Source organism: Thiogranum longum, from assembly GCF_004339085.1.
Taxonomy (GTDB): Bacteria; Pseudomonadota; Gammaproteobacteria; order DSM-19610; family DSM-19610; genus Thiogranum; species Thiogranum longum.
This window is the reverse complement of sequence record NZ_SMFX01000001.1, coordinates 1,087,452-1,100,454: the sequence shown is the minus strand read 5'-3', so window position 1 is coordinate 1,100,454 and position 13,003 is coordinate 1,087,452. Positions and strand designations below refer to the sequence as shown.

Below are 13,003 nucleotides of genomic sequence, written 5' to 3'. Positions count from 1 at the left end.
AACCCGCTTCCCGAACTACAGGAATACTTCCTTCATATCGATACCATAGGCGCCATACGGCAGCGCACCCGTAACGGAAAGACTGTCATCGGTTTCGGAAAGATCCACCAATCGGAAATGTTCAAGTGGTTCCTTGTTGCTGTCAAGCAGGAGCATTACGGTCGGGCGGAGTCGTCGCAAACCGTTTATGGCGATTACTGCACCGACTTCGCCATTTGACAGCTCCACCAGGGACCCGGTGGGGTACAGGCCAACTGTCTGGATAAACTGCTCTACCAACTCAGCCTGAAACAGGGTTCCACGTAAATCATAGAGTTCGTTAATGGCTGCGTGTGGCGACATGGGATCATCGTCAGAATAGTGCCTGGGGTTGGTCATCGCGTCGAAACTGTCGACGATACCGGCAATACGCCCGAACATCGGAATTTCATCATTCATCAGGCCCTGAGGATAGCCGTTGCCATTTGCCCTTTCGTGGTGAGTAGCAACCATTTGCAGGACTTCCCTGGGCAGACGGTCACCTGGTTTTGCCGATACCGATGACCTTGAAAGCAGCCGAACACCCTGATCAACATGCTTGCGCAGGATTGCAAATTCTTCCTCTGTCAGCTTGCCCGGCTTGCGTAATAACTCGACAGGCACATCACTCTTCCCTATATCGAGCAACAAACCACCAAGCGCAAGCTGCTCTATCGCTGACTTCTCAAGACCCAGGTGACGGCCAAATGTTGCACACCACACCGAGGTGCCGAGCGCACGACTGTAGGTGGTGTCATCAAACTGTTTGAGCTTGATCACAAGCATCATGGCACCCGGTGCCCTGATGATGCTGTTTACAACCACTGAAATACTCTTGTTCAGTGCATCAATATCCAGATCTCTGGAATTTCGCAGGTCACCCATTGCCTGGGTCAGGTCTTCCTGAAGACGCACGTGCGCATCCTGCGCTGCCTGCATCTCTTCCTTGATGGGCTTTACATCCTGGTAGATTTTCGTGCGCAGCCTGGTGAACACGTTGTCAGTTTTTTTGCTGTCAGTTGCTTTGCCGGGAGTTTCTTTCGGGGATCCACTCGAAGTGGGTGGTGCCCCGTATTTTCTCGTACCTTCACGCACGATCCAGAAGCGGGGATCGGGGGAATCGCCCTGCTCGGTATCTACGTAAACATAGTTACAAACCTTGCGCAGGCGCTCGATATCTTCCTTGCTGCGAATTGCCAGCCCCTGTAATGCAAACGAGGTTTTCAACCAGGGTCGGTCCAGCCGGGCAACATACATGCCGACCTGCAGCCCGTCTACGCTGGTTTTAACTTCCTTTTTCATATGAAATATCAGCGCCTTAGTCTAGCCAATCAATCTTCAATCAGGCAGCGTAATCCACCCCGTCCAGTACAGCGGCCAGCTAATTATTTCCTTTAATAATGATATAGATAGCTAAAGTTTCAGGGTTGTTTCCGGGCTCCAAAATAACCCTGGTGCCGCAACTTTTTCACGAGTGGCTCTAACAGTGGAGCCTGCACGAACAACGAAAATACCACCACACCGTAGGCGACAGACTGTACTGTCCACCAACCTTCCAGTTCCAGCGGAAGAGACAGAGCCAAAGCCAGCGTAATGGCGCCGCGTAATCCACCGGCAACCATGACCGCGCGGTCGGCTCTCGATAACGGTAGTTGCCCCGGCACCAGCGATGTCAGCCACGCGACCAGCCACACACTCAGCAGGCGAGTTACCAGTACCGCAGCAATCCCTATCAGCATGGCAAGCCAGCGTTGTTCGAACATGGATACGGTTATGGTGACACCGGCCAGTAGGAACAGCGCACTGTTGGCAACCCAGCCAAGTTGTTCCCATCCGGGCAACAGGGAACGGGCATCTATATCCGGGTCTGTCCGCAGGGCATGTCCGATCCACAACCCGCACGAAAGAGTAGCCATCACACCTGATACATGCAGCCAGTGTTCTGCAGCCAGATAGCTGGCATACGCGGCCAGTACACTCACAATAAACCTCCTCCTGTCCAGCCAACGCATCAACCAGCACCCTGCAACACCAGACAACAACCCGAGGGCCAACCCTCCAAATGAAATCCTCAGGAAATCGATCCCTGCTCCAGTCAGGTCTGCGTCAATTCGATCGTGTCCGACTGCGACGGAAAGCAGCAGTATGAAAAATACTACCGTTGTAGCATCATTCAGCAGGCTTTCTCCCTCCATGAGGGTCAGTAATCGTTGCGGCAAGGGTAATCGACGCGAAAGCTCTGTTACTGCAACCGGGTCTGTTGCAGACAACAGAACGCCACCGACAAGCGCCGTTGTCCAGGGAAACCCCTGCGGGTGCCCGATACCGAAATACAGCAGCGCACCTGTAATCGCTGCCGATAACAGTAAAAGCGGCAAGGCCAGCAGCAGAACAGGAAACAGATTGCGCAGTAATATACGCACGTCAAGTGAAATTGCAGACTCGAAAATCAGCACCGGTAAAAAAACATAGAACACAAGATCATGAAAATGGTGCCAACGCAGACCGATATCGAGCCCCATACCGACCAGTAGTTGCGAAACGGCAAAACCGCCCGCAACCAGCGCCGCGATGAATGGCATATGTAACCGGCGGGCGAGAGGCTCCAGCAGCAGCCCGACCAGCAGAATAGCCATGAAATAGAGCGTGATGACAGCCAAAAGGGGTTGTCCTTTTCCGGCATACCTGGCGAGTAGACTGCGGAAAGCCATTGAGGTTCATTCACAACCGCTCCTGAAGTGAATACCTTGTCCGTAGAGGGTGTGCACCTTCTGACGGAAAGGTGTAGTCATTCTTGCCCCAAACAATCAGGGTCGGTGGCTGGTGGTCACGAAAGTATGCCTGCCATGCCGGGTAGTGCGGTACGTTATTCTGGTAGTCAAAGAACAGTGCAAGCTGAATTTCCGGTTTACCCTCAAATTCCGTCACTGCGGTTATATCAACACCTGCGCCAACTCGATGGATCGATCTACCTTTATGTTTATGAACGGGATTATTTAATTTTTGGCAATATGCAAATATTACGTTGTATTCAGGGACTAAAGAATATCCTCGATGAACCATGCCGAAAAAGCGTGCCTGCCACTGACACCGGCCTTTTTATAGATGGATGAAGCCTGCTGACGAACAGTCTTTTCCTGGGTATTTCTTACCAGTGCGATTTCTTTCAGGCTCAGGCCCTTCAACAGTAACCAGCCAACTTCAACTTCACTACCCGTCAGCCCCCATTCAGAAAACTGGCGGGTAACCACGTCACCCAGCTTTTTGCGCGCCTCGAGCACATATTTTCTTGGCCGGACCCGGGACGTATTTGCGACTTCAAGTTCCTTTTGGAGAGACTTTATTTCGAGTCTCTGCTGACGCAGTCCCAGCAACAGCCAGGCGATCGCCGCCAACGAAATCACAACAACAATCGCTTCTTTAACTATATGGTCAACATTTGCACCATGAGAAAGATCTGTCACCAGGTCCACGCCACTTGCGACAACCACCGTGGCCAAAACCAGAATTACTACAAACTCTTTGAGCGGAATGCTATACACAATGACGACCTATTTAAAAACAGCGGCTTATATTATCCGACATATGTCCCATACGATACTCCCTATAGCATCGGCCCGATGATTTCATAGGCAAAACAGCCGATATTGACCTCACAATCTAATTTGACGAGGACGTCACAATGAAAAACGAAATTCGGGTCTGGGATCCACTGGTAAGAATTTTTCACTGGAGCCTGGTCGCTGGCTTCACTATTGCCTACCTGACCGGTGAAGAGGAAAGTAGTCTGCATATCTACTCCGGGTACGCGGTGCTTGGGCTCATCACCTTCCGTGTTGTGTGGGGATTTATCGGTACCCGATATGCGCGTTTCAGTGACTTTATCTATTCACAGCACGCCGTGTCCCGCTACCTGAAAAGCCTGGTCAGCCGAAAACCGGAGCATTATGTCGGGCATAATCCGGCCGGTGGCTGGATGGTCATCATCATGCTGGCAAGCCTGTTTGTGGTTTCCATCAGCGGCCTCAAACTGTATGCCGTTGAAGAAGGACTCGGGCCACTGGCCGGCCCCCTTCCCGCAGTCACTATTATCAGCCCTGCCCATGCGGACGATAACGAAGATGAGAGGGAAGGAAATGAAAGCGGTGCCGGGAAGTTCTGGGAGGAAATACACGAAGCCTCGACCAACTTTATGTTGTTTCTTGTATTCCTGCACATTACCGGAGTGATAATTTCCGGTCGCCTGCATGACGAAAACCTGGTAAAAGCCATGCTCACTGGCAAAAAGACCCGCAAAGACTGACGCGCACTTTCACCTGGCCAGCCGGGACAAACAACTGGCTTTCAACCTGTCTGAAAAAACCGCTGATATAGCTGCACCACCAGCATGAAGGCCCTGGAAATCAGGAAATCCACGGAATAGAACTGTCCCCGCTGTATCTTACATAAAAGTATTGCGATAACTGTATGGCCTGCGCCTGGCCACAGAGCAATTGGGGATATGCAGCACCGACATAAAACTCTATTACCTGCAGGCATGCTGCTGGCACTGGTCCTGGGAGCGGCCCCCGTTGACCATCTGGCTGCAGACGAGGGAGCTGTCATTCGCATCGGAATCCTCGCCTACCGGGGTAAAACACTCGCACTGACCCGCTGGTCTGCAACAGCAAAGTATCTTTCAGCACACATAGGCCGGCCTTTTGAAATTGTCCCGGTAGACCTTGATGAGATGGCAGATGCCATCAATACAGGTAAATTACAGTTCACCCTGACGAACCCGGGAAATTACGTCAGTCTTGAGGCACGGTTTGGAGCCTCACGTATTGCCACCATGCAAACGCGGGAACAAGGGCAAACACGTGTTCGCTATGGCGCCGTCATTATCACCCGGTCTGCAAATTCCAGCATCCAGTCACTCCAGGACCTGAAGGGGAAATCGTTTATGGCAGTCAGTCCCGTTGCCTTTGGCGGGTTTCAGATGGCCTGGCGTGAACTCATCGAGAATGGTATCGACCCCTTCAGTGATCTCAGTGATCTCCAGTTTGCCGGTTTCCCCCAGGACAAGATTATCCATGCCGTACAAACTGGCGCGGTCGATGCCGCAACTGTACGTGCAGAAACCTTGATGCGCATGGTAGAAGCCGGAACGGTAGACCTGAACGCTTTCAGAATTCTGAATCCTCAACATGGAAAAGGCAGCACGCTTCCTTTGAGTACCCGGCTTTACCCGGAATGGCCGTTTGCCACGCTAAGAAATACACCCCGTGAACTGGCAACCCGCGTGGCACAGGCCCTGCTCTCCATGCCGGCTGACCACCCGGCCGCACAGGCATCACGTACCGCGGGGTGGACCGTACCGCTGGATTACTCACCGGTCCACCGACTGATGAAGACATTGAAGATCGGCCCTTACCAGATTTTACGCCAGACCTCTTTAAGTGCCGTTATCAAACGCTATGCCGGCTGGATCGGAGGCATTACCCTGCTCCTGCTGTCCCTGATTATCCTTAACGGCTATATCTCGCGCACCAACCACAGACTCAAACATGCACAGTCTGTTCTGCGCAATGAAATATCCGAACGAAAGCGTTCCCAGGAAGCCCTGGCGCGGTACCGGGACACCCTCGAAGATGAAGTAACAAAACGCACGGAAGACCTGGAAGAAACCAACCGGTCGCTGGAAAAAAGTCGCATGGCATTAAGGGAACTGGTCAAAATCACCAGTGCACCGGACCTGTCTCATGAAGAAAAACTGGCAAGGCTGCTGGACACAGGCCGTGAATATTTTTCCCTGCCGGTTGCGGTCCTCGCCAGTATAAAAGCTGGTGGGCGCCAAATCTGCAGGGTTTCGGGAGACACTGGTCTGGTAAAAAACCGTGCCGGTCCATTGAGTAACGCATGCGTCACCCGATTGATTGAACACAAGGGTGAACCTCTCGATATCCCTGATCTGGAACAGGTTAAAAATGACACGTGCGGGTGCCGGCAACAGGGCTGGAGGAACTATCTTGGCGCTGCTGTAATCGTTGATGGACGCATTCACTGCACGCTTGAATTTGCCGGAACTCATGCACGTGAAAGCACATACAGCACCTGGGATCACGAATTACTCAAAGTCATGGCCCAGTGGATCGCTGATGAAGTGGAACTGCAAATTGCACATGAAGCACGACAACGCCACCAGGCTGAATTCGCGCGCGTATCCCGCATGAACACCATCGGAGAAATGGCTGCAAGTCTTGCACATGAACTTAACCAGCCTCTGACGGGGGCCATAAATTACTGCAACGGCTGCCTGCGCATGCTTCGGGACGGGAAAAACGATAGCGAAACCCTCGCCATTGGCATGCAGAATGCTGTCGAAGGTGCAACGCTGGCAGCCGATATTATTCGACGCATCCGGGAGTTCGTGCAAAAAGGCGATAGCCGGCAATGCGCGGTCGACCTTAACCAGGCCGTATGCAACGTGGCAACGCTCGTCAAACACGAGGCCAGTCGCCACCAGGTAAAACTCAGACTGGATCTGGATAAAAACCTCCCGCTTGTCGACGGAGACCTGATCCAGCTTGAACAGGTTGTGCTTAACTTTATTCGAAACGGAATTGATGCCATGGATGCCGTGATATCAGGGCATCGAATTCTCACGGTAACAACGCTACACACTAAAGGAGGGGCTGTTATGGTCAGCACAAAAGACAACGGGGAAGGTATAACAGATGAAGCGATGCCAAGGATCTTTGACGCTTTCTATACCACCAAGGCGGACGGGATGGGAATAGGCCTGTCAATAAGCCGTTCTATTATTGAGGCCCACCAGGGAAATATCAGGGCCAGATCACTTTCCAATGGCGGAACAGAGCTTCTTTTCGAACTACCGATACGACCGGCAAACCTGTCATGAAACCTGCAATCCATATCGTGGATGACGACCGACTGGCCAGGGAATCGCTGAAATGGCTTGCCGAATCTGCCCACCTGTCAGTGTGTGAATTCGAATGTGGGCAGGCTTTCCTTGATCACTTTGATGACGGGCTACCCGGCTGCGTTGTCCTCGATGTTCGCATGCCCGATATCAACGGAATGGAACTGTATGCGCGTTTAAAAAAACTTGGTGCCACAATTCCTGTAATTATTGTCACTGGCCATGCAGATGTAGCAATGGCAGTCAGAGCCATGAAGGCCGGGGCCTATGATTTTATCGAGAAGCCCTACAATGACGCACTGATGCTGGAACTGCTACAGAGCGCAATTGCCTGTGACAGGGACGAGCGATTGCGTAAAACACAGGTAGACAACGTTCGCAGCAGGATAGAACGCCTGACACCACGTGAATATGAAGTGATGAAATACGTACTGCACTCAAAACAGAACAAGGTTATCGCCTCAGAACTTGGCATCAGCATTAAAACCGTCGAACTACACCGTGCAAACCTGATGACCAAGATGGATGCAGCATCGCCGACCGAACTGGTCAGACTGGCAATGATTGCAGGCCTCGACCCGGGATCGTCCTAGGGTATACCCGAGGCCAGATCCGGGTACAACCCAGTTATATCCGTAACACACCCTTCATAGACTTTGTCCTGCACAACCGGACACAACAATACCTGTGAGGAAATCACCATGTTCAAGAAAAACACACTGACTGCTGTCATCATTGCGCTGACAACTGGCCTGGCAGCACTACCTGTTGCCGTGACGGCCGACGATGATGACAAGGACAAAGATGGTTTTGTGCTAACCGGCAATTGCGCCCAGTTACCCGCAGACCGAACCACCGAGTTCCACGGCAACCCTGCTACCAGCAACCTTAACCTGGCTATGGCGGGTAACCAGTGGGTTGTTTTCGACAAGTTTATGCAAGCCTTCAATGAGCTTCGCGCTGAAGATGATGATGACATCGATCTAACCGCCATTGGCAACCAGCCACGTACATTCGCCGGTCTGCAGAAAAAAGGCGCTGACTACTTCATCGAGCTTATCCCCCCGGGCCAGGAACGTAACCAGATCAAGAGTGGCTGCATGCTGCTAGGCAATGAAGACCCTCGTAACTACCTGCCAACCAGTATCCAGGTCGATTTTGATGTCTTTACCAGCACCAACTTCAACCTGATGCGTGACCTTGCAGCCAACGGTTTTGTGACAGAAGCCATTCCCTACATCCGCAACCAGCTGACGTTGATGACGGATGCCACCAACAGCACAGGAATAGGCGACGCCGCAGACCCGACCATCGATGCCACGCTCGACCTGCTGGACCCGGCTATTCGCGTCTCTGAAGTCGATCATATCAACGAGGGCGTACATCGCGGCATCAATGCCATGTACCAACGCATGGATGAGTATACCCGGCTGAACGGTACTGCAGCCGATATTGCAGCGCTGGATATGTTGCTGTCTGCCGTGGCCAATCCACAACCGGGTTCACCGGCGGCAACCCGCACCGGTGTGAGCACAAACTTCAGTCTCGCCACCAACCCGGCCTGCAACTATAGCGGCCATGCGTCCATTGCTGACGGTACGCTACGGATGTGCGAGTTCGCCATTCTGAACAAGGCCAATACACACGAAACCCGGGTTCATCATGTCGAAACACCCTCACGTATCCTTGCGGGTGAGTCCGATGTCGGTCCTGTCTGGGTGTCCGAGCTGCAACTGGCTGTCAACAATGGTGACGCTGTGAGCGGCTTCCAGCCAATCGACGCCGTAAACCGCCCCGTTGTCTACTCGGTTGCCTTCCTTGCCACTATGCAGAAAAAACACAGGAAACTGGCAAAAAAATGGGTGGATTTCCTGCGCAGTCCTGAAGGTGTGCAGATTTATGTCGATGGTGGTTTCTCTGCACTGACAGGTTCCGAGCAGGGTGAACGCTACTCGATAGCCGATGATGGCAGTCTTGTGATTGTGCCGTTCACACCCTGACCGGTTCTCATCTTGACCAGCCCGCTCCCCGGAGCGGGTTTTTTTTGCTTTTCTGACCTCTATTTAGGATAAACTTGGCCCAGCTTTCACGGAGCGGAACAAGGATGACCAAGCACAACCTTGCCAACAGCTTCCTGCCTCGTAAATTGTTTGCCGAGCTGGTTTCCGCCCTCCTTGCCAGCGGCTACCGCTGTGTTGCGCCAAAAGTACGTGATGACGCCATTGTCTACGAGGAGCTGCGGGCTGGTGACAGTCTGCCCAGCGGGATTTCAGTGCACCAGTCTCCTGGCTGCTACAAGGTTGAAATCACGGATTCACCACGTAATTTCGACTGGTCAAACGGTCCGTTTGCACTCAAACCGGTGGTCTTCAAATCGCGGGAAACCCTGTGCCACCGGGCTGTTCTGGACCAGCATGGCGCGTAACCATAGCTCAGTTGCACCCGGCGAAACCTTTTTGCAAAAATTGCTCCACCCGTTTATGGGGCACGATCACCTGCTGGTGATGGTTGCTGTGGGTTTCTGGGCGACGCGGCAACGTAACCTGGGATCGACCATATTGCTACCACATGGAATGGCACATGTCGCTGAGGCCGGAACCCTGAGTATGCTGCCTGTTATTGCAATGATGAGTGGCAGTGCATTACTGCATGCCCTGGGGCTTACGCTGAGTATCTGGACACGGAGTCAGGGATTAACCTGTTTTTACCGTCTAACAGGCGCAGGTTTGATCGTTGCCGGTACAGGGCTTGTGGTGGTTACGGTTTAAAGCTTTGTCGCCCGGCCGGCTGTCCTGGCGGTCTTGTTCATGAAGGCACTCACCCCACACCCTCCTGCCATGAAGGACCTGTTAGTGCCGCTCGCACATCTCATAGATCCATTGTCGTCTGACTACTCGGACTCAGCGGTACCGAGATCGTTGTAATTGACAGCCTGCACATAGCGCTGCAACGCCTGGTCATCACTCGGTCTCGACAAAACCCACCTCCCAGTCTTTTGGCACATTAGCGATTCCTGCTCGGTTTCTGGTCGCTGTTTATTAGTCCACACCGTATTGTGCGGACTGCGATTAGTATCAAGCCGCGTTTTTCTCAGCATTGCTGAGATACGCCGCCAGTTGAAAAAGCTGCGGGAAATCGATGATAGATAAAGTTTGGGGAACTTTAGTCGAAACCAATAGCTCTATACATTTGGGTTTGCGCCAAAAACCAGCTATGCTCCGTCCTGGAAATAATTTGTTGACTGTGATGTTATTTAAACGCCTTCTGACAGCCTGGTTTCTCGTCTTTACGCTTATGAACAGCGTAGCGTGGGCCTATGCCGGGCATGGCGATGAAAATCACGATGTCCTGACTACGGATGTGCCAGTGGATCAGGATAAACCGCTTCCCTGGCAAAACGATAGTTGCGAAGATCATTGTTGCCACGCTACGGCCCATGTTATTGGGCTGATCGGTGGCCTGCATACGGGCATTGCAGTTGGTCCACTGCCAGTTGACCCACCCTTCTCTGACACCTATCCACTCTCGTACTCGCTCGCACCCCCGTACCACCCACCGATTACCTGAATCCTTGATGTAACAGGCCGCGTGACGTGTACGTCATGCTGTGTATCTATTTGCTCTTTCGGGATTCACTTCAATGCGAAAATTACTTGTATGGCAGTCCGGCCTGGCAGGCTGTCTGTTATTGGGTCTGGTCACCAGTGTCAATGCGTCCGGGGTTTCACCGGCGCTGAAACAGTTGGTTCAGGATTTTCTTACGCAACATCCTGCCGCACAGGCCGCGCGCGCCGATTTGCAGCGCGCCGAGGCCGAAGCACGAGCAACGGGTCAACCACTCTACAACCCCGAAATCGAGGTCGAATACGAAGATGCTGCGGATATCACCAAAACCGTGGGGTTGGTGCAGTCCTTCGACTGGAGCGGGAAACAGCCGGCGCGTGACAGAGCCGGCCATGAGTCGATGCGTGCAGCCCAGGCAGCGCTGGCCGCAAAGCGGCAGGCGATGTTGGGCGAGTTACTGAGTGAGCTAAGCGGTGTATTGATTTCCAGCGAAGCCGCCCGCCTTTCGCAAGAACGGGTGAAATTGCTGGGTGAATTTCTGCGCCTGTCTAAGCGTCGTTATGCGGCCGGTGATGTCGGCCAGACCGATGTTGATCTTGCCCGTCTCGCATTGTCCGAGGCACGCATGCAGGCAGCTTCAACCACAGCGGATGCTATGTCAACGGAAGCCCGTCTGGCCGCACTGGTGCAAACGCCACCCAGCGGTTGGCCCGCATTACCGCTGTTACCTACAGAACTACCGGCTTTTAACGCCGATAAATTGTTGCAGCAACATCCAGCATTGCGCCAGTTGGAAGCCGAGGCGGCAGCCGCCCGCGCATCGATTGCCATTGCCCGGCGTGACCGCCGACCCGACCCGACCATCGGCGTGCGCGGTGGCAAAGAAGACGACGACACGCTGCTGGGCATCACAGTGTCCATCCCGCTGTTCGTGCGCAATACTTTCCGCGCCGAACTGGATGCTGCCAACGCCGATGCAGTCCGCGCTGAACAGTTCTATTACAACCGGCTGCTGCGTGCCAAAGGCCGTTTGCAGGGTGCGGCGCAACGCTACAGCGTTACGCGTGCCGCGCTGAACTACTGGGAAAAAAGCGGGCAGCCAAGCCTTAAGGGGCGCATCGACCTACTCAAACGTCTGTGGGAAAGCGGTGAAATCGGTACCACCGAATATCTGATTCAGCTTCAGCAAACCCTGGACACACAAGCCTCGGCCATCAAGCTGCAAGGCGCTGTCTGGACAGCCTGGATCGACTGGCTGATCGCATCCGGTCGTACCACACACTGGCTGGGTTTGTAACCGCAACGTCCCCGACTGAATTTCTGGAGAATTGATATCATGCATTATTCCCATTTACTGGTTTTACTGTTTGCACTGGGTTCTGGCAGCCTTCTGTTTGCGGCCGACGATGAACGTGGACATGAAGAAAGCGGCCACAAGGAAGAGCGTCATAACGAGCGCGGTCACGAACAGGAAGGCGCCGCGGCACTAAGTGAAGTACAGATCCGTACCGCCGGTATCGAAATTATGACGGTGCAGCACAGCAATATCACCGACATCATTAACGCGCCCGGCGAAGTCGCTCTGAATGCCTATCGCACCACCAAGGTGACGCCGCGTATCGAGGCGCAGATCTTGCAGCGCCACGCCAGGCTGGGTGACACGGTGACGGCCGGCCAGGAACTGGTCACCCTGTCCAGCGTCGAGGTTGCGCAGGTGCAGGGCGAACTGCTGGTCAACGACCGCGAGTGGAAGCGAGTGAAGAAACTGGGTCGCAAGGTGGTATCGGAAAGGCGTTACATCGAAGCCCAGGTAGCACGCCAGCAGGCCCATGCAAGGTTGCAGGCCTACGGTATGACCGACACACAGATTCAGTCATTGCTGAAACAGAGCGATTCCTCCAGGGCCACCGGTGAACTGGTACTGCTAAGCCCCCAGCGAGGCACCGTGATTCGCGATGACTTTATTGTCGGCGAACTGGCGGAACCCGGGCGTGAACTGTTCGTTATCACCGACGAGACTACGCTCTGGGTGGATGCACGTCTGACACCGGAAGATGCCGCCAACATCCGCGTCGGTGCTCCGGCACGTATCAAGGTCAATGACCGCTGGCTGGACGGCGAGGTGGTCCAGGCACGGCACGCGCTGGATGAAAGTACACGCACCCTGTCAGTACGCGTACAGGTCGCCAACCCCGATGACCAGTTGCACCCCGGTCAATTTGTCAGCGTCGAAATTCAGAGCGCACAACGCAAACCCGGCATCGCGGTGCCGCTAGCGGCAGTACTGCGCAGCCCGGACGGAGACTGGCAGGTGTTTATCGAGGAACAGCCTGGACGCTACGAGCCGAAGGAAATCGAAGTGCTGCGCACGGTCGGCAAACGAATGGTTATCGACGGACTGGAAGACGGTGAACGCATCGTCAGCAAAGGCGCCTTCTTTATCCAGTCCGAAATCGCCAAGGGCGGTTTTGAAGTCCACAACCACTAGGAGAGATGAGA

General features: G+C 53.7%; 13 protein-coding genes. 8 read left to right on the top strand and 5 right to left on the bottom strand.

Annotation, left to right across the window (positions count from 1 at the left end; all coding sequences use genetic code 11):
- Positions 1-15: 15 nt before the first annotated feature.
- The 4 genes from DFR30_RS05565 to DFR30_RS05550 all read right to left on the bottom strand — a co-directional run bounded on the left by DFR30_RS05565 (position 16) and on the right by DFR30_RS05550 (position 3,509).
- A complete protein-coding gene (locus DFR30_RS05565) occupies positions 16-1,320 on the bottom strand; it encodes a cyclic di-GMP phosphodiesterase (RefSeq protein ID WP_132971714.1) in 1,305 nt (434 codons plus the stop codon).
- A 119-nt stretch (positions 1,321-1,439) separates the two neighbouring features.
- The gene (locus tag DFR30_RS05560; protein WP_132971713.1) at positions 1,440-2,729 is read right to left on the bottom strand and encodes a cation:proton antiporter; all 1,290 of its coding nucleotides are present in this window, start codon (positions 2,727-2,729) and stop codon (positions 1,440-1,442) included.
- Between the two features lie 10 nt (positions 2,730-2,739).
- Positions 2,740-2,946: a hypothetical protein gene (locus tag DFR30_RS05555; protein WP_207891817.1), complete on the bottom strand. Its 207-nt coding sequence runs from the start codon at positions 2,944-2,946 to the stop codon at positions 2,740-2,742.
- Positions 2,947-3,056: 110 nt separating this feature from the next.
- Positions 3,057-3,509, bottom strand: coding sequence for a helix-turn-helix transcriptional regulator (locus tag DFR30_RS05550; RefSeq protein WP_207891816.1), 453 nt, complete (start codon positions 3,507-3,509; stop codon positions 3,057-3,059).
- Between the two features lie 191 nt (positions 3,510-3,700).
- Between DFR30_RS05550 and DFR30_RS05545 the strand changes: the two genes are divergently transcribed.
- The 6 genes from DFR30_RS05545 to DFR30_RS14260 all read left to right on the top strand — a co-directional run bounded on the left by DFR30_RS05545 (position 3,701) and on the right by DFR30_RS14260 (position 9,708).
- A complete protein-coding gene (locus tag DFR30_RS05545; protein WP_132971712.1) occupies positions 3,701-4,321 on the top strand; it encodes a cytochrome b/b6 domain-containing protein in 621 nt (206 codons plus the stop codon).
- 198 nt (positions 4,322-4,519) lie between these two features.
- Positions 4,520-6,919, top strand: a complete 2,400-nt coding sequence (locus tag DFR30_RS05540) for a PhnD/SsuA/transferrin family substrate-binding protein (RefSeq protein WP_132971711.1) — start codon at positions 4,520-4,522, stop codon at positions 6,917-6,919.
- A complete protein-coding gene (locus tag DFR30_RS05535; RefSeq protein WP_132971710.1) occupies positions 6,916-7,533 on the top strand; it encodes a response regulator transcription factor in 618 nt (205 codons plus the stop codon). The genes DFR30_RS05540 and DFR30_RS05535 overlap by 4 nt, the downstream gene beginning before the upstream one ends.
- A 108-nt stretch (positions 7,534-7,641) precedes the next feature.
- Positions 7,642-8,940 (top strand): substrate-binding domain-containing protein, encoded by a 1,299-nt coding sequence (locus DFR30_RS05530; protein ID WP_132971709.1) that lies wholly within the window; start codon positions 7,642-7,644, stop codon positions 8,938-8,940.
- Positions 8,941-9,044: 104 nt separating this feature from the next.
- Positions 9,045-9,365: a hypothetical protein gene (locus tag DFR30_RS14265; RefSeq protein WP_165869102.1), complete on the top strand. Its 321-nt coding sequence runs from the start codon at positions 9,045-9,047 to the stop codon at positions 9,363-9,365.
- Positions 9,366-9,396: 31 nt separating this feature from the next.
- Positions 9,397-9,708, top strand: coding sequence for a HupE/UreJ family protein (locus tag DFR30_RS14260; RefSeq protein WP_243640686.1), 312 nt, complete (start codon positions 9,397-9,399; stop codon positions 9,706-9,708).
- Between the two features lie 481 nt (positions 9,709-10,189).
- Here DFR30_RS14260 and DFR30_RS05520 read toward each other — a convergent pair whose 3' ends face one another.
- Positions 10,190-10,405 carry a hypothetical protein gene (locus DFR30_RS05520; RefSeq protein ID WP_132971707.1) on the bottom strand — a complete coding sequence of 72 codons (216 nt, stop codon included), beginning with the start codon at positions 10,403-10,405 and terminating at the stop codon, positions 10,190-10,192.
- Between the two features lie 175 nt (positions 10,406-10,580).
- On the opposite strand from DFR30_RS05520, the gene DFR30_RS05515 reads away from it, so the two are divergent.
- Positions 10,581-11,801, top strand: coding sequence for a TolC family protein (locus DFR30_RS05515; RefSeq protein WP_132971706.1), 1,221 nt, complete (start codon positions 10,581-10,583; stop codon positions 11,799-11,801).
- A 39-nt stretch (positions 11,802-11,840) separates the two neighbouring features.
- Positions 11,841-12,992 carry an efflux RND transporter periplasmic adaptor subunit gene (locus DFR30_RS05510; protein ID WP_207891815.1) on the top strand — a complete coding sequence of 384 codons (1,152 nt, stop codon included), beginning with the start codon at positions 11,841-11,843 and terminating at the stop codon, positions 12,990-12,992.
- Positions 12,993-13,003: the final 11 nt, after the last annotated feature.